The following is a 23,654-nucleotide window of genomic DNA, read 5'->3' on the forward strand; positions in this document are numbered from 1 at the left end:
AGGAGGTGAACCAAATGAAAAAGCAATGGAGTGAGCCTGCTTTGGAGGTACTGGACATGAAGATGACGATGGCTGGTCCTGGTAACGCAATTCCGGACGGTGTACAACCGGATCCCGATGAATTGGTCCATACTAGCTAATAGCAAGCTGGAATTTTTCTGAGTGAGCCCCTATACGCCTGAACGGGTATAAGGGCTTATCTTCTTTTATTGGAATATGAATTTTTGGAGTGAGGACCTTGCTTCACACAATAAAATCAACTGCTTATAAGGCCTTCGGGCTCACCATACATAGTGACATTCCCCTTCCGGAGCTGCAGTCCGCCCCCAACCTCGGAGCTTCCGCTGATATTAACGTGGGCTATGCCGATTTGGCAGAGGCATGGCTGGAGGAATCGAGCGCGGCCAACGCCTCATTCGTATGTACAGAGAACAGGGTCATGTTCAGGGTACCCGAGCTTGCGATCTTTGCCATCGAAAATGGCACACTCATTTCGGTCTCCCCCGAAAAGAATGGGGAGGAGGATCGGATTCGGCTGTACGTGCTCGGATCCTGCATGGGGGCGATCTTGCTGCAGCGCAGAATCCTCCCGCTTCACGGCAGCGCGGTTGTCGTCGACCATAAGGCATACGCCTTCGTCGGCCACTCCGGACATGGCAAATCAACATTGGCATCAGCCCTGCTGCAGCGTGGCTATCGGCTATTGACCGATGACGTGATCGCCGTCACGCTGGATGAGCAGAATATGCCCCTTGTCACGCCTGCTTACCCGCAGCAGAAGCTGTGGCAGGAAAGCCTGGACGCCTTCGGGATGAATTCGGTTGAGTATCGCCCCCTGGCCGACCGCGAAACCAAATATGCCATTCCTGTAGTAGAGCAATTCTCCAATGCCAAGGTACCGCTGGCTGGTGTTTTTGAACTGGTGAAATCCGATTGTGACAAGGTTCGGATTCAACCGATCGACAGATTGGGGAGGCTTCCGCTTCTATATCTTCATACATATCGCAATCTGCTGCTCTCGGGCAGCGGATTAACCCAGTGGCATTTTGACTTTACCGCACGGTTATCCGGATGTATAGACATGTACCGTTTGGAACGACCGCTGTATGAATCGACGGTTCATGAGCTGGCTGAGCTGGTTCTTTCGACGATCGGTGCCGACGACAATAGGTGAGACTAGGCATGGTTATGGATGGCTCCAACGCAGCAAAAGCTGCCCCCTGGTGATATCACCCTGGAGGCAGCCCTTTATATAAACGCGGCTTAAGGCCGCGTAATTGGATTACATGTCATCCCGGATTTGGATCCGTTTAGCACGAGTGTCCGGCTGTTTCGGGATTTCCAGCTTCAGCACCCCGTTCTTCAACGATGCGGTGATGCCGTCTTCGTCAATATGCTGAACATGGAAGCGGCGTACGTATTCGCCGTAGCTGCGTTCTCTCCGGATGATATTTTGATCGGAATCCTCCACGCTGCTAGCTTCCTTGCGCACGGCTTTAATCGTCAGGTAAGGCTCCTCGTAGCGAATTTCAATGTCGTCTTTATGAAAACCGGGCAATTCCGCTTCAACCAGATAAGCGTTCTCCGTCTCACGGATGTCGGTCTTAAAGGACATCGCCGCCGAACCCTTGAACGGTGCAAAAAAGTCGTTGCTAAACACATCATTGAATGACTTCATCAGCTGGCTGATGGAGTCCTCTCTGCGTTTTCCAAAAGGAATCATATCAAACATGATGCATTCCCCTTTCTTTGACCTTGTTTGACCTTACATGTTCATTATATGCCCGTCGAAGGGTTATGACAAAGCCGAATAAACCCGATATGGCCCTGAATCCGCTTGTTTTGGCCGGAAATGGCCGTGTTTTAGCATTCGATTTTTGATTTTGACTATCTTTGACCTTTTTCGTTCTGTTGAGACTAAGCACTCGCGGAAGATATACATCAACCATTCATCATCGAAAATAGACTTCGACGAATTTGTACCCGTTGATCGACGATTACGTTACTTACGAAATAGCTTGTCATCATTCTAAGATATGTGTACTATGAGAGTGAATATTGGAAATTGAAGCGGGCAGAGAATATGAGAAGCCCTTTGCATCATCAGAGCCTTTATCGATTAAAGGTTTATTGGTGCAAAGGGCTTTTTCTTATTACCCCTCGCAGATCTGCTGTACTTTTACGAAATTCATACCGGTCTTGAAAAAAACGTCCACAGGAGTGAGTCCATGAACGTCATTGCCATGAATGAAGCGATCTGACATTATTTTCTTTCATAAGCTCATGACTCTCTAACTGTTGCCAAAATGGATGGGTTTCTACCTTGGGACAAGAACTGCACAAGATCGGTTTTTTCGGCTACATTATCGGTTCATTGGCTAACATCACCTTGGTTCTCCTGTTCCCGTTTGCCTTAATATGCGCGAAGGGGTTTAGGCCGCCAGCTTGAATGCTCTCTGACTAAATCGCTGATCCCGACGAACTCCACTTTTTTTTGGAGCTCCGGAATGGATTTTTTCAGCGCCTCTGCCGTACGAATTCCGTACACGCCTACATGGCCTATCGCTATACAAAATGTTCTTTCTTCCGCTTGCTGTGCCGCCGTTTGGAGTTGCTTGCTCACGTGCTGTACGGCATGAATATCATCCAGGAATATGTCGTTGGCAATGGATGGCATTCCCTTCTCTACAGCCAGTTTGCCGACAACGCTGTGGTAATTCGTCTTGCTGTCGATGAAGAACAATCCTCTCGCCCTACAGACATCGAGCACGATGGACATGCCCCGTTCATCTCCGGTAATTTTGGAGCCCATATGATTATTTAATCCAACGGCGTAAGGAATCGAATCGATTGCCTCTTCCATTCGTTGACGAATTTCTTCATCCGTAAGCGAACTCAAAATTGCCCCCGGTCCAAGCCATGAGGATCGGCCTTTCTTAGGCTCCATGGGCATATGGATAATGACGTCATGGCCATGTCGATGCGCAGCCTCTGCGTCTTTCTTGCTTGTCGGTAAAAAAGGCATCACGGCTACCGTAATCTTGACAGGCAAATTTAACATCTCCTGCGTCCCTTTTTGACCATTTCCAAAATCATCGATAATGACGGCTAATTTGGCCTTCTCTTCCTGTCCAGTCATGATGCCATCGGAGTCTATCTTTACTTGGGTTGGTTTCTGACGAGACGGATCAGCCAAAGCCCCCCCATCAGCCCCATAGCCAATACGTGATCCGCATACGATCCCCCACATCATACACAGCAGGATCACCGAATTTTTATGCCTTTTTCATGCTTTAGCCCTCCACTCCTGTTCATGATAATCTAACTACCCGTATTGTTTGAGAAGAGGTATAAAAATATGTAAGCCAAGAATGAAGATTATATTCTGTACGACCCATTAATTCCTTCGATTCTATTCAGTTGAGAAAATTGCATATGAGTTTACCCAGAGAACCCTCCATATTTTTTCAGATGGGGTTATTCTTCATAATCACTTATATGTCAGATTTGAAACGAAAAGTTCCATAAATTAAACTACAACAAACATAAATCATCATTCGAATAATGGTCTGTGTTGTTATTATTCCAGATTCTGAATGATGAGTAAAATTATTAACAATAGTTCAGTCCGGGTATTGCTACAAGATAATAATGAACGACAATTGATATACTTATACCAACGATTAATCCAATTAATGGTACTTTTTTATACTCTTGGACCCAAAGTATGCTTGTGCTGACCTCACGTATACCGACAAGCAACGGAACGATAAATAAATATTGAATGGGTTTTGCAGCTTCGATTGTGTCAAATAGAATAAGTGAAATTTCCTCATTATAGACATAAAGAAATAGACTCGCTGTCCAGCCCCATATCCAGCTTATCTTCAGTGCTATTCTCGTACGCAGATAAAAACCATCAAAGTTTCTTGCCTCCCAATCTGCTACCATTCTCATAGCTAATGTATGTGAAATCGCGGCAGTGACCAATGTGGGCATATAGGCTACAAGTGCAGCCATGCCTGTGAGAACTCCAAAAATTGCCGTTGCTTCTGCGGATGTATAACCAGCGGCTTGAAGTCGGTTAGGGATAATGATCGCGTCCAAAGCATCTGAGAGTGGTACCAGTAATCGGGTAAGAGATATAATGAGAGAGCTGTTTAAGAACCATTTTATTTCCTTTTGAAAACTAGTGTCTTTCCAACGAGGCGGAGGTTGATCACTTTTTCGATTCACGAATAGATAATATGAAATTAATACGAAGAAAGCAGAAATCGCACCCAATGATGTACTTATCATGCTGTTACCGGTTGCAATGGCAGGACCTTGAGGCATATAGAGAACAACAATGACCAGCATGAAGAACACTCGAATGGCTTGCTCTATAATTTCGGAGAAAGCAATGACATTATACAATTCAATGCCTTGCAGATAACCGCGAAGCAGACTTAATAATGGAACCACAAACAAGGCTGGTGCCAGCTTCCTGTTCCCCAGTTAAATCGGGAATCCTGCTCTTTTTGGATTGTGACCATTCCAGCCGCGTGTTTGGATTCCATTCAGCAGAAACAAATACCAAATCAAATTCCACTTAAGGGGTCATGTTCATGCCGAGGACGTCCCGCCTGAACATGCCCTATAAATATGTAGCACTAAATATGTAGCACTTTTGACAATATGAAAAGCGACCGGTGCTCGGCCGCTTCTTAGGTGATTGTTTTTTGGGACAGGGTAGTTAAAAACAAAAAAACAGCTAGAAGGGAGTAGAGGGGGTACCCCTTGATGATAGTTCTTGGACTTGTTTTCGTTGTACTTGCCATCGCTGACATGCAGTGCTTGCTTTCGGCGATCATTGCGGGCCTGCTGGTGCTGGGCGTCCAAGCTGTTCACGGGCGTCTCATCCAGTCTCTCGACCGTATTGATCAAATTATTGTCCGGTTGGTTCGTGCTCAAATGTAAGGCCTTCCTTATGCTGGAATCGATTGTGATGAGTATTATGTGTGGGAAGCAAAGCGGGTATTTAAGCATACGGGCTGTGCCATCCTGTTAGGACTCCCGGTTGTTGATAAACCTCCGGTTTTCCGGGGCCTTGTACGAGTGTTTCATAAGGACGGTTCTTTGACTTCCTTCACCGCAATGAGCTCAATGGCTTTGCCAGGCTTTAAGATGATCAGCATGCCGCTTTGCAAGATCATATTCTCCAGACTTGTACAAGTCGCCGGCAAATAAAAAGGTGTTGTCCCCATCGTGCATCTTCATCACGAGTGACTGTTTATTGATATTCTCTGCCGACCAATCCTCAAATTTATCCGGGGATATGCCTTTTTCCGATTCAGCAGCTCAACCTCCACATGCTCGCGATCTGATGGCGGTCGCCGTCCTTCAACACATGCAGCGGGATATATCATGCTGCTCAAACAAATCCATCACCGTGCGGTATGTGCCGGTCGTGTGTTCAATATTCGGAATATAAAATCCGCCAATTTCTTTCGCCCTTAGCAGCGATGTATATCCGCCCATATGGTCATAATGAGGACGGGTATTTATGGCGTAATCGATTCGGGTTACACCCAGCCGTTCATATACTCCTCCAATTGGGAGCTTGTCTCGGGAATGCCTGCGTGGATCATGATGTTGAGCCCGTTGGGCGTTTTGCAGAAAAATAGAGTCGCCGGGTTTCTCCTCCCGGTCGAGGAAAAAATAACGTACTGTGAGCTGATCCTGGTATGATTTCGTATCGAATACGTCACCCGTCCGGTGGACAATCGCGTATTCGGACCGCGGCTTAGCAGATGCATCGGCTGAAGCGCTGGCGTTCTGCAGGTTCGAGGGATCTGAAGCTCCTGTTCTTTGGCGCGCAGCTCCTGTTGTCCGCGGTTTCACGCTCCGGCCTGCGAGCTTCGATCTGCGCGAATACCGCCTCCCCCGCGCCTACAACACCAACATAAGGAAAAAAACGAAGCTGCCGGACGGCAACGGGATCTGCGCTAGGATTTCTTTGCTGTACATCAACGGCATCCGACGCAAGTCGCTTCGTGAACACTGTCACTTTCGCGAGATAATTTTGAAATGACGTCTGTTGGCTTAAGACGACCGGTGCTTGGTTAAGATCAATCTTTGCTCAAAATCATTTTAAACTTTGGACATGATTCCTAACTTCAAATTGTGAATATGTTGTTAAGAAATAAACCAGGAGGTAAGAGCCATGTTTAATATGCCGAGTTATTATCAGCTTAGTTCTATACAAAGGGGCTATCCATATTATCGTAGTGCATCAGGAGAATCCTCGTACATATCTTTAGAGGAGGCACTATCATTAATTGAACAAGCAGTTTCTGGGGAGCGAGAAGATGAGTTGTTTTATGATTATTTAATTTCAATGGCACCAACGCAGCAGGAAAGGGAAATTATAATTAGTATCAGGGATGATGAACGCAAACACAATAGGATGTTTCGTATGATCTTTGAGGCATTCACAGGGAGAGCGATCCAGTCTCCGACGGAAGTCCAATTTCAAAAGCCAGAATCATTTAATGAGGGTGTAGAGAAAGCTTTAATGGGTGAGTTAAAAGCGGTAGAAAGATACCGTAATATCAGAGCAGGACTGCTAAACAGGTATTACCGAGACATGGTATTTGAGATACTAACTGATGAACTCAAGCATGCAAGTAAGTATAATTTTATTTTGAATTTAGAACTCAAAAGAAAGTTGAATGATATTGCTAATTGATGATACGTATAACCATTAGTTCTGAAGTATTGAATCAGGTTGCTGAATAATCACATTTGTGTAACTGGCAAAAATAAATTTTCATATATCACGGGACCTGCAGAACATAGGAGGAGATAGTTCCTATCATAGAGGATTAGTTTTGGGGGGAAGAGCAGTGAGAAAAAATAACAATAACAGTAATGGAAGGAACAAGAAAAACGGTAAATGTAAAAAAAAACTCACTGCCCAAGTTATCCCCTGCCCAGATTGCAGTAATAGTCGGAATACTTACCAATGCCTTAGAAGTAAACTCTGTCCTTATCGATAAAGACCAAAAGGTTCAAGTATTATTGGAGGGTTCATTTAGAAAGAAGACCAAAGCAGATAAAGTCGCTGAAGAACTTGACGATATCAGTGTGAGTGACTTAATCGAAGCATATATTTTACGATAAGGTAGACTATTTCTTAGCCTTATCGTTTTTATTTTTCTAAAACTGCCCATACTTAGGATAGAAAATGTAATCTATGGAGGTTTGGATGAAGCATGGTTGATCATATGATAATTTTACTTCGTAGTATATCAGCATTCGTAATTCTGTTAATTATTACGCGTTTCTTAGGAAAACAAACACTATCTAACATGAATTTTCATGAGTTTGTTACAGCCGTTATTTTGGGTGCAATTGCTGCGAATTTTGCTTTCAATGAAAAAATGCAAGTCATTCACTTACTGATTTCGCTTGCCGTTTTTACATTTACGTCATATCTTTTATCAATAATTATCGTAAAAAACCGGAAATTCCGTATGTGGACTGAAGGGACACCGACGATTCTTATTGAGGGCGGGAAAATTCTTGAGGATAATTTAAAGAAAAACCATCTAACTTTAGACACATTAAATCAGATGCTGCGCCAAAAGGATATATTTGATTATAGCGAAATTGAATATGCTTTATTGGAGATCAACGGGAAAATCTCAGTGATGAAAAAAAAGGAATATCACAACGTAACGCTAAAAGACTTAAAAAAGGGATCCAAAGACCTTGGAAATTTTCCGATTGAACTCATAATGGATGGACAACTATTAGAGGGGAATCTAAAGGTCAACAACATCCCCCCGGAGTGGGTTATGGATAAACTAACCGCTCGCGGGAAGCAACTGGATGATGTTTTTTATGCAGTAAAAGGGAGTAACGGACAACTGTACATTGATTTCTATAATGATAAAATAACCCATCCCATTGATATCGAATAAGAAACAGTTGAGGTTAAGTGTAATAATGCAAAAAAGCTCAGAAACGCTCTGGGTTCAGTTAAGTATGAATGCGTGACGTTTAATGATGACGCGTAATTCCAAGCGACAGGCATACTGTAATAGCAATTGGAGCAGCTTTATAGTGCGACCATTTGTTTTTCCAGCACCTTGAAAAGGCTCCCTCTCGGGAGCCCTAAATATGGTCAAACATAGCACAACGATAGTCACTGGAATATCATATTATGCCAGTCGTTCAATAACAATAGATGCACTCACTGTCGGTGTGCCTCCGCCGATGGCAGCTTGCAAGGTCTGTGTTCCCATGAAGTCGATACGATTTAAGGTTAGTACCCCCCCTGCTGTTAATGAAGCTACGACTTGACCTTGGTATGGTTGGTTACCAGACCCTGCTCCATAGTTGCTACATGGAACCAGCGCGGGAGCAGCAGGTCCAGCAGCGTCAGGGTCAAAGAACAATCCAAAAGCACTGTTACCAGCGGTTGGGAATACCTCCCAACTAATATGATAGACACCTGTCTCGTTAAAGGTGAAGGTTGATGGTGCGGTGAAAGTAACGGACGTCCCACCAATAACTGGAGGGTTGTTAAACGTCACAGCTCCACCTTGAGCACCTGGTGCTGGAGCAGCGGCCACGGTCTGTGCTTCCGAGCTACATACAAAGGCAAATGCGGCAAGTCCGCCTGCTGGTCCTGTAGGTCCTATTGGTCCAGGGGCTCCTGCCGGTCCTGCAGGACCAACTGGTCCTTGTATTCCTTGCGCCCCAGCGGGTCCTTGCGCCCCAGGAATGCCTTGTGGCCCAGGAATGCCTTGCGGCCCTTGTGGCCCTTGTGGTCCAGGAACAGGAGTAACATTTATTTTCGGTGTAGGACAGGTTACTCTTACCACCTTTCTTTTTTTAACCACAATTTCTTTTTTCTTTTTCCCGTGGCAACACGAGAGTGTTCTCTTTAGTGGCTTTTTCTTTAATTTACTTATAGATCGATGCAATAGAGGCACCTCCTTATGGTTTAATGCAGGGTATGTTGAAATGCCTTTAGATGCATGGATGTACACCTACGATTTATTAGACTATAGTTGGATTTCGTTGAAAACAGGCTAAAACATACAAGGAATCGTGTTTTTTTAAAAAAGAGTCATTTTAGCCTGAACGTATTAAAGAAGTTCTGTATACATTGGCATGAGAACGATTATACACTTCCTTAATTGGGCCCATTCCATGGGCCTTTTTTTTTAAAACTAAATGTAAACTTAATATTTCAACTATTCTTACAAAATGGTCTATATAAGAAAAATCTATGATGGAATTACCTTGTTAGCTTCCCAGTTCATGACTGATTTTGCATCAACGCCGAGTCTCTGTGCTGATCGATCTCGCGCAAGCGAATGCCGTCCTTTGCGTACGTGTGAACGATATAGTCGCGCAGCGTATAAACACCTTATAATGGATAGTCGCCGGTGACCAATACCATGTTGGCCGGGTCGAAGTTCCTGACATGCCCTTCGAGCCCAAGCCGCGCGCTTCTTAAATGCGCCGTTGTCTCGGGTCCCGTCTCAATCGCAAAATAGTGTTGCACACTCGCTAAGCTCCTTGTATGCGTTATGCATCGTTTCATAGGCGGCGCGCTGTTCTCGTCTTAGAGAGCGATTTCGATATATGTCGTAACGACACGAGTGCCCAACTCGATCAACTAGGTCAAGAATACGCTTCGATTTCTCGACTTTAGCTGGATTCGCTCCCGATCCTGGAAGCCGTGGCCGCCTAAATCGCCGGCAAGCGCGGAAATTTCCAGCCCGAGTGACTCGATGAACACTTCCACTCCCGGCGATTGGCCGGCGTCAAGGCCGCCAGGTCCATCTCTCCGGTTACCGCATAAATTTGCACTCCGTCTGCGCCGATGGCTTTCGCTTTATGAAGTCTTTCGCGGACACCGACCTGGGAGGCTGGCGACAATTAGGCCGATTTTGAATGTAGGTAAAAATCGATTGCTTATGTTTTATCAATTTCCTGAAAATCAATATATTCCTTGACAGGAATATTCCTGTTGTGGTATATTCAATTCATAAGGAATGCAATATCCAAATAGGAGGGAAAACAAAGCGAATCAGGAAGTTACAGCCTACATTGAAAATCTGCCGAAGTGGCAAGGTGAGGTCAGTTCAATCTTGCGGGACATGGTTCATGAAACGATTCCGGAGGCCGAAGAACGTATTCAGTACAAAAAACCTCATTTTCTGAAAAACGGACATTACGCAGCTGTCATTTCGCCTTCAAAGGACGCCATTGCATTCATGATCATGAATGCAAACGGGATTGACTTTCCGAAGGGATTTGAAGGACCTGCCGAACGAAAGTGGATTAAATTGCGGGAAGGGGACAATCTGGATCTTACAATGCTGTCGGGGTTTCTCAAACAAGCCTCCAGCTCTTTATAACGATCATCTCATCGGGAGGGACTAATGAATACGACAACCTTGAATGCGCTCGCGGAACCCAACCGATTGCAGATCATTGAACTGATGCGCGAGGGTCCGCTAATGGTCGGAGAAATAGCGAATCGCTTGCACCTTCGGCAACCGCAGGCATCCAAACATCTGAAAATCTTGAGTGAGGCAGGTCTTGTTGAAGTACATGCGGACGCCAACCGAAGAATCTATCGAATTCGCCTAGAACCCCTAATAGAGCTGGATGATTGGCTAGAATCATTTCGTGGGATGTGGGAAGAACGTTTTGACCGTCTATCCGATTATCTTGATCATCTGAATAAAGAACGAATTATCCCTAAATCCTAAGGAGGAAGTGTAAGGAAGAACCAACAACAAGGCATTGTATTGAAACGTGAGTTTAACGCCCCTCGAGAACTGGTATTTAAGGTGTGGACCGATCCAGCGCACTTTGGTAACTGGTGGGGTCCCCAAGGATTCTCGCTTGAGGTGGAAAAAATGGATGTCCGTCCAGGGGGAATTTTTCTGGGATGCCAGAAGTCTCCGGATGGGCAGCATGCCATGTGGGGCAGATTTGTTTACCATGAGGTAAAGGCGCCTGAGAAATTGGTATGGGTACAATCCTTCTCCGATGAAGAAGGGAACATTATTCGAGCCCCGTTCAATCCGAACTGGCCCCTTGAAATACTGAATGTCCTAACGCTTGAAGAAAACGAAGGAAAGACGTTGCTGACACTGCAAGGTGGACCGCTCAACGCCTCTGCTGAGGAACAGGAAGCGTACAATGCTATGGCACCAATGGTTTCGCAAGGTTTTGAAGGCACGTTCGAGCAACTTGCTAATTACTTGGCAAGTCAACAATAATGCGGATACAATCTGCTTTGACGAGAGAGCTGCGGTGAATCGCTCCGCAGCTCTCTCGTCTGTTATCGTATAAGTAGACGGAAGAATTGGCGATAAAGCTGCTCGAAAGCAGCTCTGCTCAGAAGCATACCCCAAGAGGCTTCGACGAGCTAGCAAGACGTATCACGAGGTCATGAACCGCAACGGTGAGTTGGTTCAGTTCAGTGATGCCGGAATTTAAAGAGGCTGCATCGGCATCCTCTTCAGTATTTGGTCACCGCTCCTCCACTCTCTTCTGCTTCTAACCAACAAATGTATGTAAAAAACTAAGTATCTCCTTTAATTTGCAAAAAGACACTGGATCTAACTGGATGCTACAATTTCTGGAGAAAGGAGGCTGCCTGTTAAGTAATGAAAGCGCTTAATATTCTTAGGTTAGGGGGAGTACAGTAAATGAGTAAATGGATCAAACAAGGCATCTCGATTCTGATCGCGGCAGCTTTACTTCTTCCGACGGGCTGGAGAGCCTCGGATGTTCGGGCTGACGCACAGGAACCGGAAGCCACCGAAACCGTTTATCATGAAACCTTTGAGACAGGCGTAGGAAAAGCCGTGCAATCCGGCAGTGCCAGCATATCGCATGTATCCAATAAAGCGTTTGCCGGCAATGAGGACGGAGGCGCTCTGTATGTAAGCAACCGAGCCAATAACTGGGACGCGGCCGATTTCAAATATGTCGACTTGGGCTTGGAGAACGGCATAACGTATACGGTGACCGTCTCTGTATATGTAGACGCCAATGAGCCTGTGCCAACAGGCGCTCAGGCTTTTCTTCAAACGGTAGACAGCTATGGTTGGCTGGCCGGTGCGGATTTTGCCGCAGGCACGCCTGTACAGCTAAGTAAAGAATTCACCGTTAATACCGAAGTCGATTCGGCCCTCCGGGTTCAATCCAACGAGGACGGGAAGACGGTTCCCTTCTACATCGGGGATATACGGATCACCAAGAAGGCGGCTTCCGGCGGTGATGGTGAGGAAGAGCCTCCTAGGGAACCCGCTTTACCCTTCACTCCCATCGATTTTGAAGACCAAACGGCTGGCGGATTTGAAGGCAGATCCGGTAATGAAACGTTGACCGTCACCCAGGAAGCCAACCATACCCCCGGCGGCTCTTACGCTTTGAAGGTAGAAGGCCGTACAGCCACATGGCACGGGCCATCATTGCGAATCGAGAAATACGTTGATCAAGGCAGCGAATATAAAGTAACGGCATGGATCAAATTGATCGAGCCCGCAAGCTCGCAGCTCCAGCTGTCCTCCCAAATCGGCTCCGGAAGCAGCGCGAATTATGTGGCCCTTTCCCCCAAAACGATCAGCACCAGCGACGGATGGGTCCAGTTCGAGGGAACCTATCGGTACAACAGTGTGGGGAATGAATACTTAACCATCTATGTAGAAAGCTCGAATAACGCGACGGCATCCTTTTATATCGATGACATCAGCTTCGAGAAAACAAGCGCCGGCCCCGTCGAAATCGAGAAAGACTTGATTCCGGTCAAACAAGCGTATCAAAATGATTTCCTCATCGGCAACGCCATTACAGCGGAGGATCTTGAAGGCGTGCGGCTTGAGCTGCTATCGATGCATCATAATGCCGCCACCGCCGGAAACGCGATGAAGCCGGATGCGCTGCAGCCGACAAAGGGTAATTTTACATTCACGGCCGCGGATGCCATGGTGTATAAAGTTCTGGCTGAGGGCATGCAGATGCACGGGCATGTGCTGGTATGGCACCAGCAGTCCCCGGCATGGATGAACACGGTACAGGATGGGCAAGGGAATACGGTCCCTTTAAGCCGGGAGGAAGCCCTTGAGAATCTGCGCACGCATATCCGCACCGTAATGGAGCACTTCGGCGACAAAGTTATCTCCTGGGATGTCGTCAATGAGGCGATGAGCGATAATCCGCCGAATCCGTCCGATTGGGAAGCCTCGCTGCGTCAGTCCCCTTGGTATCAGGCCATCGGTCCGGATTATGTCGAGCAGGCATTTCTCGCGGCAAGGGAAGTACTTGACGATCATCCGGAATGGGATATCAAGCTTCATTACAATGACTATAACGAAGACAATCAGAATAAGGCCCAGGCCATTTACAATATGGTGAAAGCAATCAATGACAAGTATGCGCTGGACCATCCGGGCAAGCTGCTCATCGACGGCATCGGCATGCAGGGACATTACAATATCAACACCAATCCGGAAAATGTGAAGCGCTCCCTGGAGAAATTTATCTCCTTGGGCGTGGAAATCACCATCAGCGAGCTTGACATCCAGGCCGGAAGCAACCATCAGCTCTCCGAGCAGTTAGCCAATGCACAAGGCTATTTGTATGCCCAGCTCATGAAAATTTTCAAGGAGCATGCGGCTCATATCAGCCGCGTTACCTTCTGGGGCCTTGAAGACAGCTCAAGCTGGCGGGCCGCCTCCAACCCGCTGCTGTTTGATAAGAACTTGCGGGCCAAACCGGCCTATTACGGTGTCATTGATCCTGATACATTTATTCAGGAGCACCAGCCTGATTCGAAGGATGCCAACCAGTCCACTGCCATGTATGGCACACCTGGCGTAGACGGCACAGTCGACCCGATCTGGTGCCAAGCTCCCGAGATGTCGATCCATCAATACCAGACGGCATGGCAGGGTGCGACCGGTGTGGCCAGAACGCTCTGGGATGACCACAATCTATATGTATTGATCCAGGTTAGCGACGCCCAGCTTGATAAAGCGAGCGTGAATGTGTGGGAGCAGGACTCCGTTGAAATTTTCCTGGACGAAAACAATGCCAAAACAACGTTCTATCAAGCGGATGACGGGCAGTACAGAATCAACTTTGATAATGAAACCTCATTTAATCCTCCAGCGATCGCAGAAGGCTTTGTGTCCGCAACCAAAATTTCCGGAACGAACTACACGGTGGAAGCAAAGATCCCTTTCAAATCCATCAAACCTGCAAATCAGGTTAAAATAGGCTTCGACGCCCAGATCAATGACGCGAAAGACGGCGCTCGCCAAAGCGTTGCCGCGTGGAATGATACGACCGGCAACGGCTATCAGGATCCTTCCGTGTTCGGCGTCGTTACCTTAGACGGCAAACCCGCAAGCCCTGGGAACGGCGGCGGCTCTGACAATGGCAGCGGCGGCGGTGGAGGTAACAACAATGGAAGCAGCCCAAGCAGCAGCAATGGCAGCAATCCCGGCTCCGGCAATGGAAGCACCCCGCAAGCCGGAAGCATTAGGAACGAAAACGGCGTGATTACCATCAAGCCCGCAGTGAAGGTCGCTAATCGACATGCAGTAGGCGCCATTGCTAGCGATGATCTCGCAAAAGCGCTTGGGCTAGCCACTCCTAACCCCAACGGCAAGAAACAAATCGTAATTGAAGTGGCCCCTCAAAATGCCGTAGATGCATATGAAGTACAGCTGCCGGGCCATAGCCTGAACGCCCAACCAGCCTTTGAGTTTGTGTTGAAAACGGACAACGCGACCCTTCATATCCCAAGCAGCGGGTTGTCGCAAGCGGCAAAAGCCGCAAAACAGGTGTCGATCCGCGTAGGCACAGCTTCAACGGCTCATCTGGCTGCAGCGGACCTCGAACGGATCAGCGGCCGACCAGCCATCGATCTGAGTCTTTCGGCAGACGGGAAAGCCATAGACTGGGATCATCCTGAGGTTCCTGTAACGGTCAAAATTCCATATACCCCAACCGCCAAAGAACTGCTTAATCCGGAGCGCCTGGTGGTTTGGTACATGGACGGCAAAGGAAAGGTTGCGGTCATTCCAAATGGCCGACATGATGCTTCGGCGGGCGCGGTTGTTTTTCAAACGACCCGTTTCGGTACCTACGCTATAGCTTACGAGGCCAAGTCCTTCGAAGATTTGCAAAAGGTTCCTTGGGCTGAGCAAGCCATTCACCATATGGCTGCGCGGGATGTCATCAAAGGGACGTCCGAGGGCAGCTTCTCTCCCGAAGCATTTATGACGAGAGGCGACTTCGTCGCACTTCTTGTCAGAGTGCTCGAGTTGAAGGGATCCGGCGGCCAAGGGACAGCGACTCTGCAAGCAGGCTTCAGCGATGCCGAGTCTGCCGGTTACGATCACAGCGAGCTGGACATCGCCTATGCACTCGGAATCGTAAAAGGTTTTCAAGATCAGACCTTCCAGCCGAATGAGCCGATCTCAAGACAAGACATGATGGCGCTGACCGTGCGGGCATTATCGGCAGCCGGCAAATCCCTCGAGGGTACCGGAAGCTTAGACGGTTACCGCGATGCGGCAAGCGTCTCCGGTTATGCATTGGAAAGTGCGGCCCGACTGGTCAAGTCCGGGATTGTAAACGGCAAGAACGGCCGCATTGCACCGCACGATCCCCTCACCCGCGCCGAAGCAGCGGTGATTCTGTACCGTATTTGGAAGCTGTAGTACAGCAATAGAACAGGATGAAAAAACAGACGCCGGTTAAAAATCGGCGTCTGCTTTTGATGATGGGGGATATTGGCCAAAGAAGCGGCTTACTACGATCAAAATTCTTCGTAAGTGCTCGGATCCTGTCCCCACAACCGTCCATCCTCGCGGCTGAAGGATGAAATGACATCCATCTCCTCCGCAGTCAGCTCGAAATCGAAAATATCGAGATTTTCCGTCTGATGCTGAAGGGAGCCCGACTTAGGAATCGGAATGGCCCCAAGCTGGGTGTGCCAGCGCAAAATCACCTGCGCTCCCGTTTTTCCATGAGCCTCGGCTATTCGGACGATTTGTTCATCCTGCACGATATCATTGCCGCGCCCAAGTGGGCTCCACGATTCCGTAACGATGCCATGCTCCGCATCCTTCTTCCGCTGATATGCCTGGTCAAAGAAAGGATGAAGCTCCACCTGATTCAAACTAGGCGCTGCCCCGGTCTCTTTAATTAGACGGTCAATATGTTCGGGAAGGAAATTGCTAACCCCGATGGACCGGATGTATCCGCGTTTTTTGGCTTCAATCATCGCCTGCCAGGCTTCCACGTAGATATCCTGCTTGGGATTCGGCCAGTGGATCAGATAAAGGTCATAATAATCAAGATCCGCTCGGTACAGCGACTCCTCGATGGTCACGAGCGCCTCTTTGTAGGCATGGCGGCGGCCCGGCAGCTTGGAGCAAATCAACAGCTCTTCCCTGGCAACGGAGCTCCGCTTAATGGCTTTGCCGACGGCACCTTCATTTTCATAGTTAAAAGCCGTATCGATCAACCGATACCCGGCATCCATCGCGGCAGCCATGGCTTTAACGCCTTCTTCGCCTTTCAGGCTATAAGTGCCGAGTCCGATTGCGGGCACCTTCAAGCCGTCATTTAGCGTAAGCTCCGGAACATTCTGATTCATTGGAAAGCCTCCTTACATAAAATTTGAGTCCTCGCTAGTCCTATTATAAACCTCATTCAGGGGACATGACCCATTCATGATTCAGCTAGCTCGCATCTTTTATTTACTCTTTATAACACGAAAAAAATCCACAACCAGTAAGGCTGTGGATTTTGCAGAAAGGCGAGGGGATCTGAGCCTATGTTACAGACCCTTGCACCCTATTTCCATGAAAACTCGAACTCTCGTGATCGAAGGATGGCTAATTATATTATTTTTTATGGATCACAGGCCGAACTACCCGTGTCGTTAATACATTCAGCGTATCCCGGGTATCTCTTGCGAAGTCGAGCGGTTGATCCAGCCTTTCAAAGTGAATATACCAGAGATTCGGATTCGTAAATAACCAATGGTTATGAAGCGCGGTTACCTTGATTCCATGCTTGCGCAGCCGGGAAAATAATGGGGGTGATTTCCTTTGTCAGATAACCGTCTCTCCCAAACATAGAGCTCAACCGTCTGGCCCAAGGCGGATTATTTTGAATTAAGAAATCCAAATTACCCCGATTTGTAAGGAATCGGGAGATGAAATTAAAAAAAGCGACCAGGTCCGGTCGCCTTCTAATGAATATTTTCTATCCCTGCCTCAATATCCCCGCGAAAATTCCGGGCTTTGCTTGAGTTGGACGATATCATGGCCGCTTGGATTTTGGAAGGCACGAAGCCCGAATGTCGGCGCGACTGCGAAAATATGGTCAAAAATATCCGCTTGAATCGATTCATACACTGCCCAGGTGGTATCATTGCTGAATGCATAGATTTCTAATGGCAGCCCGTTATCTCCCGGCTCTAACTGCCTGACGATCAGCGTCATTTCTTGATGAATTCTCGGATGATGCCTCAGATATTGTTGGATATATGCCCGGAACACGCCGATATTCGTAAGTTGTCTGCCATTCACTTTGCTCTCCGTATTAATCTGGTGTTCAAGGTTGTACGCGTTGATCTCGCTTAATTTTGTCGTGATATAGTCGGTAAGGTAGTGAATTTTCTGAAACTCCTCAATCATTTCCTTGGTACAAAAGCAGATGCTGGTCGTATCGACATAGAAGCTTCGCTTGATCCTTCTGCCGCCGGATACCTGCATGCCCCTCCAATTCTTGAACGAGTCGGAGATGAGTGCATAGCTTGGAATCATGGTGATCGTCTTATCGAAATTCATCACCTTCACCGTATTTAAGGTAATGTCGATGACGTCGCCGTTCGCATCGTATTTCGGCATTTCAATCCAGTCGCCGACACGCACCATATCATTTGACGATAACTGAACGCCTGCCACCAGGCCTAAGATGGAGTCCTTGAAGATTAGCATCAGCACAGCCGATAATGCACCCAGCCCGCTGAGAATAATCAGGGGATTCTGACCGATGAGGTTCGAGATGACCACAATGCCGCCGACGATGTAAAGAACGATCTTCGCTACCTGAATGTATCCCTTAATCGGCCGGATCTTGGAAACCTCGAACGAACGATAAATCGCATCAAACGCATTGAGCAGCGCATTAAATACCATGATCGTTACGATAATCATATAAGTCATGGCTGCCTTTTCAATCAAAGTTTGATAGGACGGAAAGATCGACGCCGAATAATAGATGATGATTGCCGGCACCAGGTGCGAGAGCTTATGAAACACTTTTTTCTCCACAATGATATTGTCCCACGTATATCGATTGTTATTGACGATGTGAATGATGATCTTCAGCACAATCTTTTTGGTTATAACATTGGCCAGTATGGAGACCAGCGCGATGAAAAGGACCATGATCATGTTGGAAAGATAGATCACCGTTTGCTCGCTCATGCCATATCCGTCTAGTTGATTTCTGATAAAATCCATTGTTGCCTCCTAAAGCCTTGTTTCCTATATGAGTATGAAATTGATGCACTGCCTAGTACGTAAAATGTTCGTGCTGTCTACACCTCATTTCGTTCAACTTATATAGCCTACTATTATAAAGTAGAGGGCGACCCGAGGTAAAGGACACGGATTCGATGGTTATATGTACCATATTTCTTTTAGCTATCGCCTTCTTATAGCATAGATGGATAAAGGCGACCCCGAATTTCTAGCTGACCCCGATGCCCCGTCACCGCTTCTCCATGGTCAACCTGATTGTCTTCTTCAGTTAGCTTCAGGCGAAGACTAGCCAGCGTATTCCACTAAAGTTGGACCCTCATTACATCTCTTGACGATGGAGAGTGTGAGAACGTAGTTAGTTGAAATTCAAATTCATAATTGTATAATTGTTATAACGATTGAATATGCTGATAAGGAGAGAACCTTTATGAATAGGATGGTTGTGATGGAACGAAAAGTGACCAAATTCGGCAACAGTTTAGGTATAACCATGACTGACGCTTTGAAGCAAATCGGATTGGATCAAGGTGATACAGTCAGCATTGATGTTAGCCCGGAAACAGGAGAAATTATAATCAAGAAGTCAACAAGAGTCTCATTACCTGAAGGAATTAGTGCAGACTTCATGGATACTTTAACAAATGTTATTGAGGAATACGATCAAACACTGCAAGGACTCAAGGATAGATGACATCAGCTCGTTATTTATCCGTCCAAGAAGTCATTGCCATTAATGTATCCATGATTCAACGCTACAGTCCAGGTGAACAAATCGGGGTAAAGGAACCAGGGTTGCTCGAATCCGCTGTACTACGCCCTCAGTCCTCCGCTTTTGGGGAGGAGGCCTCTCAGACCGTTTTCGAAAAGGCTGCAGCTCTGTTTGAGTCATTAGGGCAAAATCATCCTTTTTACAATGCTAATAAACGCACCGCTTTTACAGCACTTGTCATATTCCTGCGTTATAATGGCTTGTATTTTAGGATGAACCCAAAGAAAGCCGAGGATTTTACGGTAGATATGGTTAATCATAAATATCAGTTTCCCGACTTAGCAGCTACCATTCGGAAGCATTGTGTCCCAGTAGCCAAACCAACAGGGGAAGTATAAAAGCGACCGAACCACGGTCGCTTTTATATTCGTAAGAGGAGGCGAGGGGAGCCTACCCCCCTGTCCGAAGACAACACCACATAAGCTTCCACGGATGCGGTCGCCCTTTAATGTCACCCGAAAGCATTGCAGTTGAGGTAGTCATGCCCCGTGCATCCCTTTTTTGACCGACGTCCGCTCTACTCCAACTCCATATAAAAGAGATTCGCCGTGTTATCTTTTGTAATCGTATGCGCTCCTGGGAGAAGTGACACCCTGACAACACCATTCGTCATTGGATAACTCGTTCCATCAATCTTGATCTTGGTTCCGTCTGCCGAATTAAACACTAATGTTAATGTGGCCGTTTCCGTAGAGGTGAAGGTGATACGGGTCGAGCTCTCGATTTTCAAACATTGGGTTAGCGTCAAGCCGTTATACACCACGGTTCCCTTCGTTGTCGAAAGATTCCCTACAATATCAAAGAAATCACTTTCCAATCCGGACGTTGTAAAGTTATGAGCCGGTTCCCCTGTGGATGGCTCGGGCTCGGGCTGGGGCTCGGGTTCCGGTTCCGGATCTGCCCCGCTTGAATTCCCACCTACGGATACGAGCCCGCTGGTGTAGCTTCGTATTTTAGCCATAAGAGCGGTGTTAAGGGCATACGACGTGTCGTCAACGGAATCATCGAATTGCCACGTGAAGTCCCCGTTATTCAGGCGTCCGGCTTGTGCGGTAACAATTTTCTCCACATCGCTGACGTTATCAATATCGGCGTTATTCACTCCCGTATCGACGGTTGTATCGAAGTTATTATAAGCCGTTCCTCCCACTAACGCTCTGTAAGAGCTTGGTACGGTTTCATTTCTTGACGAAGCCAAGTATGCATCGAATGAGGTTGCATGTGCCGGAGCTGTCCCTGTATTGGAGTTTGCATAAATCAGACTGTCCGCATCTACGATCCTATTGTTATAGGCCTTAATCACGCCTCCGTCTTCGCCCGAAAATGTCCCTTCCCCTAAAGCATCCGTACCTTGCAAGGAACTCAGCATCGGGTATTTGGCATGTCTAAAGTAATTGGATTCCACAAAGGCCGAAGCTCCCGTTGTCACACCGACCCCATATTTTGAGACTCCGTCATAGAAGTTATTATAGATGTGTACCGATGCCAATCGAATTCGTGGATGGCGCGAGTCCGAGTGATCAAACCAATTATGATGGAAGGTGACAAAGAATTCCTCCGATTCACTCAACCCGACAAGAGCCGCTTTTCCCGAATCCCAGTAGTGATTGTAAGAGATGGTAATATAGGTCGATCCTTTCTTCAGATCCGTTGAACCATCGCCCTTGGCCTGGTCGGCATCTCCTCCAGCAGTTCCATAAAATAGATCATTATTATGAACCCACACGTTGATGTTGCCAGTATCCATGGAAATCCCGTCATCAGGGAACAACATGAGTCCGAGGTTTCTTACTTCCACATTCCCTACATATCTAAGGAGCAATCCCCACCCATAAGCATAAGCGTCGTCTCCGATCCCTTCGATCGTCGTATTCATTTCCGAGTAATTGTTTTTGCCTTTTACTTGAAGGTAGCCGCTGCTATTCAGCTGTCCGCTCATGTCATCATCGGTAACCTTTCCAATAACCCGGATAGCAAGAGGGGTTGTATCATAGCCCTTTTGTCTTAGCGTCAAAATCTCGCCGATCCCCACGCCCGTTTGAACCCCGCCTGAGCTATTGATTTTCACATCAAGAGTCACGGTTCGTGCCGTCTCGGAGGTCACATAAATAACTTGTGCACCGTCTTTAAGCGTACCGTCATCATTGTAGGCACCCGAGCCTGTCCCGTATGGCGAGTCTGAGGAAAAAGCAAACCCGGATCGATCATGGGAAGCTACGGACAGGTTATTCGAAACGGTGCTTACCGTCGAACCGTCACTCAGCCTGGCTTCAACCTTTATGACATAATTTCCGGCAGCTAGGCCTACGGCATCCGCTCTCAAATAAGAAGGGTATTGTCGGATGAGCTCATTATCGATTTGTTGATAGCTGGAATCCGGCGCGCCTGCGTTTTTAACATATACATTGTATCCCTCCGCATTACTTAGGGGTGACCATTCGATATACGCCGTTTCATTCCAGCCCCCACCGCCGATGATCGAAAGACCGGCTGCATGGACCGTTGTCTTATTCGTCCACCCTCCCGCTATGAGAGACAGTGCCAGAGAAAACAACAACACCATGCCGGTTGCCTTTGCTACCCTGTTCTTCATTTTATCTCCTCCTTTTTTACTCATCCGATTTTTGTAACCGCTTGCAATAAATTGAGCTTTCTTATCGACCTCCTCGCTTATGGACCAGGTTTTTCAAGGTCCTTATTGAAAATCAACAAATTTTGGAATTTCACCCACAGCATATCAGCTGCGAAAGCAGTTCCGAAATAATCATTTTCTCATACTTTGCACATTCCGCGATATTCTGAGTTAATGATTATTCGTCTGGGAAATGACACTTACGCTTGAAGAACATCCTTGCCGGCAAGTCGTGAACTGCAGAAAGCAACAAATTCAAGGTGCAGATTAGGATAGTTCAGGCTTAACCGGGCGCAAACGAAAAAGCGACCGGTTAAGGTCGCTTTAGGGAGGGCTTTTAAAGCTCTCTATAGGCTGGCTGCATCATCCCTTGAGCGGGCTGATCCTCCAGGTACTCATCATATTGCGGCTGAACGGACGCATGGATTTGCGCTTCCATTGGCGGTACTGACGGCTGCTGATAGGGCTCATCCACATACATGATTCTGCGCTGAATTTGCATGAGCCCATTCACGACGCGCAGCGCGACCCAGAACAGGACAAGACCAACGCCTACGTACAGCAGGTATTGCTGATTATAAGTCCAATCGATATGGAAATAACTGAACAAGCTATTCTCCAAAATATCAAGCTTCAATTCATTCATCAAAATGATATGCACGACGGGAAGAGCAATCAATCCGAGTCCCAGTGAAATCACCGTTACCATAATAACAAAGAATACGATGCCAGTAACAAACCTTAGGAATACGAGCAGCAGATTTCGAATAAATAGCGCTCCGTCAAAACCGCTCACCATTCGTTTCAACCAGTTCTGCCCAGCTACAGGCTGTTGATGGTAGGAATATGAAACGGATGGGGCAGGAAGGCCCAAAATTTGCCTAATCATGCTTTGTTCAAAGAGCACAATCCCGTTCAACAGCTTCGCTACGCCAAAGAACAGCGGTATTCCGATAAATATGGGAGTTAGACCGATTGATAATACTAGTCCTGTTATCGCTACTGTAAAATAAATGATCCCTAACGGGAGAGATAGCAATAAATAGAGGATCGTCGCGTAGGTTTTTGGATTAAAAAGCACCCATTTCACCTTACCTGCCCGCGCCGTGTTCGTCGCTTCGATTGCTTTCAAATTCAAACACCCCTTTTGGCTTCATATATCACGTATCAGCGAGTTATATAAATTCATTATAACCGCGCCATTTACCTGACATAACCGTCTTAAGGGGTATCTGAACCTAGACTTAAGACTAGGGATCGGCCTGGCTCTGGTGAATTTATTTTACGGCTATTCTCAATCGGAGCTTCTGTAAAGGGTCCAATTCGAATCGTTGCTCTTTGATATATATGTAGGCGAAGGGATTGTACACCCATTCACTGGACTATCCGGGAGACCTTCATTAATGCTGATCCTTGAGGACTAAAACCGGGTATGATAAGATAAGAATAGAAATAAGGACGGATGGCAGTCCGTCCTCAGCACAACCTCTTGAGTGGGGATTCCCTCCAGGGTAATGCTTGTCCAGAGAAGTAACCCACGGTTTGCCAACCTTAAGAGTGGGTTACTTCTTTTTTCGGTCGATATAGGTCAGTAACGCAACGATAAACCCTGCGAATACGATCACATCGGAAAAAGAGAAGTTCATATGGACTCACCTCC

The 23,654-nt window shown here is 47.0% G+C and carries 23 protein-coding genes and 1 pseudogene; 12 read left to right on the top strand and 12 right to left on the bottom strand.

The genetic code is table 11. The features are described from left to right. The first annotated feature begins 14 nt into the window (after positions 1–14). Positions 15–140, top strand: a complete 126-nt coding sequence (locus J2Z18_RS05175) for a paeninodin family lasso peptide (RefSeq protein WP_028404171.1) — start codon at positions 15–17, stop codon at positions 138–140. A gap of 98 nt (positions 141–238) precedes the next feature. Further along, a complete protein-coding gene (locus J2Z18_RS05180; protein ID WP_210094300.1) occupies positions 239–1,174 on the top strand; it encodes an aldolase in 936 nt (311 codons plus the stop codon). A gap of 108 nt (positions 1,175–1,282) precedes the next feature. Here the strand turns inward: J2Z18_RS05180 and J2Z18_RS05185 are convergent, their stop codons facing one another. The 3 genes from J2Z18_RS05185 to J2Z18_RS05195 form a co-directional block, all read right to left on the bottom strand. Then, positions 1,283–1,732, bottom strand: a complete 450-nt coding sequence (locus J2Z18_RS05185; RefSeq protein ID WP_007132667.1) for an Hsp20/alpha crystallin family protein — start codon at positions 1,730–1,732, stop codon at positions 1,283–1,285. 681 nt (positions 1,733–2,413) lie between these two features. After that, the gene (locus J2Z18_RS05190; protein ID WP_376773062.1) at positions 2,414–3,139 is read right to left on the bottom strand and encodes a divergent polysaccharide deacetylase family protein; all 726 of its coding nucleotides are present in this window, start codon (positions 3,137–3,139) and stop codon (positions 2,414–2,416) included. A gap of 473 nt (positions 3,140–3,612) precedes the next feature. Next, a complete protein-coding gene (locus J2Z18_RS05195) occupies positions 3,613–4,470 on the bottom strand; it encodes an MATE family efflux transporter (protein WP_210094302.1) in 858 nt (285 codons plus the stop codon). A 309-nt stretch (positions 4,471–4,779) separates the two neighbouring features. On the opposite strand from J2Z18_RS05195, the gene J2Z18_RS05200 reads away from it, so the two are divergent. Then, positions 4,780–4,959, top strand: a complete 180-nt coding sequence (locus J2Z18_RS05200; protein WP_210094303.1) for a hypothetical protein — start codon at positions 4,780–4,782, stop codon at positions 4,957–4,959. Positions 4,960–5,102: 143 nt separating this feature from the next. Here J2Z18_RS05200 and J2Z18_RS05205 read toward each other — a convergent pair whose 3' ends face one another. Further along, positions 5,103–5,246 (bottom strand): hypothetical protein, encoded by a 144-nt coding sequence (locus J2Z18_RS05205; protein WP_210094304.1) that lies wholly within the window; start codon positions 5,244–5,246, stop codon positions 5,103–5,105. Between the two features lie 136 nt (positions 5,247–5,382). After that, positions 5,383–5,883 (bottom strand): MBL fold metallo-hydrolase, encoded by a 501-nt coding sequence (locus tag J2Z18_RS05210; protein ID WP_210094305.1) that lies wholly within the window; start codon positions 5,881–5,883, stop codon positions 5,383–5,385. 322 nt (positions 5,884–6,205) lie between these two features. Between J2Z18_RS05210 and J2Z18_RS05215 the strand changes: the two genes are divergently transcribed. The 3 genes from J2Z18_RS05215 to J2Z18_RS05225 all read left to right on the top strand — a co-directional run bounded on the left by J2Z18_RS05215 (position 6,206) and on the right by J2Z18_RS05225 (position 7,967). Continuing rightward, on the top strand, positions 6,206–6,730 hold the full coding sequence (locus J2Z18_RS05215; RefSeq protein WP_245255848.1) for a ferritin-like domain-containing protein: 525 nt from the start codon (positions 6,206–6,208) through the stop codon (positions 6,728–6,730). 182 nt (positions 6,731–6,912) lie between these two features. Beyond that, entirely contained in the window at positions 6,913–7,164 is a 252-nt protein-coding gene (locus tag J2Z18_RS05220) for a hypothetical protein (RefSeq protein ID WP_245255849.1), read from the top strand. A 92-nt stretch (positions 7,165–7,256) separates the two neighbouring features. Then, on the top strand, positions 7,257–7,967 hold the full coding sequence (locus tag J2Z18_RS05225; RefSeq protein ID WP_210094306.1) for a DUF421 domain-containing protein: 711 nt from the start codon (positions 7,257–7,259) through the stop codon (positions 7,965–7,967). 240 nt (positions 7,968–8,207) lie between these two features. On the opposite strand, the gene J2Z18_RS05230 is transcribed toward J2Z18_RS05225, so the two are convergent. Together J2Z18_RS05230 and J2Z18_RS30340 are read right to left on the bottom strand one after the other, a co-directional pair. Beyond that, positions 8,208–8,975 carry a collagen-like protein gene (locus J2Z18_RS05230; RefSeq protein WP_210094307.1) on the bottom strand — a complete coding sequence of 256 codons (768 nt, stop codon included), beginning with the start codon at positions 8,973–8,975 and terminating at the stop codon, positions 8,208–8,210. 377 nt (positions 8,976–9,352) lie between these two features. Beyond that, positions 9,353–9,979: pseudogene (locus J2Z18_RS30340) on the bottom strand (sugar phosphate isomerase/epimerase family protein); the annotation flags it as partial. 76 nt (positions 9,980–10,055) lie between these two features. Between J2Z18_RS30340 and J2Z18_RS05240 the strand changes: the two are divergent. From J2Z18_RS05240 to J2Z18_RS05255, 4 genes are all read left to right on the top strand, one after another. Further along, positions 10,056–10,421, top strand: coding sequence for a DUF1801 domain-containing protein (locus J2Z18_RS05240; RefSeq protein ID WP_210094309.1), 366 nt, complete (start codon positions 10,056–10,058; stop codon positions 10,419–10,421). A 24-nt stretch (positions 10,422–10,445) separates the two neighbouring features. Next, complete coding sequence (locus J2Z18_RS05245; protein WP_210094310.1) at positions 10,446–10,778, top strand: ArsR/SmtB family transcription factor; 333 nt, start codon at positions 10,446–10,448, stop codon at positions 10,776–10,778. Positions 10,779–10,811: 33 nt separating this feature from the next. Further along, positions 10,812–11,294, top strand: coding sequence for an SRPBCC family protein (locus J2Z18_RS05250; protein ID WP_210094359.1), 483 nt, complete (start codon positions 10,812–10,814; stop codon positions 11,292–11,294). A 432-nt stretch (positions 11,295–11,726) separates the two neighbouring features. Beyond that, positions 11,727–15,752, top strand: coding sequence for a glycoside hydrolase family 10 protein (locus J2Z18_RS05255; RefSeq protein WP_210094311.1), 4,026 nt, complete (start codon positions 11,727–11,729; stop codon positions 15,750–15,752). Between the two features lie 98 nt (positions 15,753–15,850). Here the strand turns inward: J2Z18_RS05255 and J2Z18_RS05260 are convergent, their stop codons facing one another. From J2Z18_RS05260 to J2Z18_RS05270, 3 genes are all read right to left on the bottom strand, one after another. Further along, on the bottom strand, positions 15,851–16,693 hold the full coding sequence (locus J2Z18_RS05260; protein WP_028404176.1) for an aldo/keto reductase: 843 nt from the start codon (positions 16,691–16,693) through the stop codon (positions 15,851–15,853). Between the two features lie 250 nt (positions 16,694–16,943). Then, complete coding sequence (locus J2Z18_RS05265) at positions 16,944–17,123, bottom strand: DUF1259 domain-containing protein (RefSeq protein ID WP_245255873.1); 180 nt, start codon at positions 17,121–17,123, stop codon at positions 16,944–16,946. A 195-nt stretch (positions 17,124–17,318) separates the two neighbouring features. Beyond that, positions 17,319–18,572 (bottom strand): mechanosensitive ion channel family protein, encoded by a 1,254-nt coding sequence (locus J2Z18_RS05270; protein ID WP_210094312.1) that lies wholly within the window; start codon positions 18,570–18,572, stop codon positions 17,319–17,321. A 448-nt stretch (positions 18,573–19,020) separates the two neighbouring features. On the opposite strand from J2Z18_RS05270, the gene J2Z18_RS05275 reads away from it, so the two are divergent. Together J2Z18_RS05275 and J2Z18_RS05280 are read left to right on the top strand one after the other, a co-directional pair. Next, a complete protein-coding gene (locus tag J2Z18_RS05275; RefSeq protein WP_007132682.1) occupies positions 19,021–19,284 on the top strand; it encodes an AbrB/MazE/SpoVT family DNA-binding domain-containing protein in 264 nt (87 codons plus the stop codon). Continuing rightward, the gene (locus J2Z18_RS05280) at positions 19,281–19,700 is read left to right on the top strand and encodes a type II toxin-antitoxin system death-on-curing family toxin (RefSeq protein WP_210094313.1); all 420 of its coding nucleotides are present in this window, start codon (positions 19,281–19,283) and stop codon (positions 19,698–19,700) included. Before J2Z18_RS05275 ends, J2Z18_RS05280 begins: the two co-directional genes overlap by 4 nt. Before the next feature lie 179 nt (positions 19,701–19,879). Here J2Z18_RS05280 and J2Z18_RS05285 read toward each other — a convergent pair whose 3' ends face one another. Both J2Z18_RS05285 and J2Z18_RS05290 read right to left on the bottom strand, forming a co-directional pair. Beyond that, positions 19,880–21,955: a pectate lyase family protein gene (locus tag J2Z18_RS05285; RefSeq protein WP_210094314.1), complete on the bottom strand. Its 2,076-nt coding sequence runs from the start codon at positions 21,953–21,955 to the stop codon at positions 19,880–19,882. Positions 21,956–22,331: 376 nt separating this feature from the next. After that, entirely contained in the window at positions 22,332–23,126 is a 795-nt protein-coding gene (locus J2Z18_RS05290; RefSeq protein ID WP_210094315.1) for a sensor domain-containing protein, read from the bottom strand. Positions 23,127–23,654 lie beyond the last annotated feature (528 nt).

It is taken from the genome of Paenibacillus lactis (assembly GCF_017873605.1).
Lineage (GTDB): Bacteria > Bacillota > Bacilli > Paenibacillales > Paenibacillaceae > Paenibacillus_AQ > Paenibacillus_AQ lactis.